This window comes from Bacillus cereus group sp. BfR-BA-01355 (genome assembly GCF_022663675.1).
Lineage (GTDB): Bacteria > Bacillota > Bacilli > Bacillales > Bacillaceae_G > Bacillus_A > Bacillus_A thuringiensis_S.
The window spans coordinates 1-428 of the sequence record NZ_JAKUFY010000317.1; the positions used below are offsets into that span (position 1 = coordinate 1).

Genomic DNA, 428 nt, shown 5'->3' on the forward strand with positions numbered 1-428 from the left:
AAAAGAGATAATGGCTGGTGGAAGATTGAAACATGGGAAGGTCCAGTTTGGATTAACTTAAATGGGGAAGAACGTGTCATGGGAGATTTCTATGCATATGATGAACCTTCTCTCTCATCAAAGGTTGCGAATGCTGGAGCGAAGTACGGGCGACAAACATTTAGAATAGTAGATGGAACAACAGATGGTTGGCTAAAATTTAAGACGTGGGAAGGCGAGAAATGGATGAATCCTGCGGCTGAACAAATTACCGTCAACAAAACGATTTATGCATATAATGAGCCTTCATTTAATGCAAAGAAAGCAAATTATGGAGCACCATTTAACCCACAAAATTGGGGAGTAGTAGAAAAAAAAGAAAATGGCTGGATGAAGGTAGGTACTTATGAAGGTTATAAGTGGATCAATCCAGATGGAGAAGAAAGATT

General features: G+C 39.3%; 1 pseudogene. It reads left to right on the forward strand.

Annotated features, from left to right (window positions below):
• Positions 1 to 428, forward strand: a pseudogene (locus tag MR167_RS31830) (hypothetical protein); the annotation flags it as partial.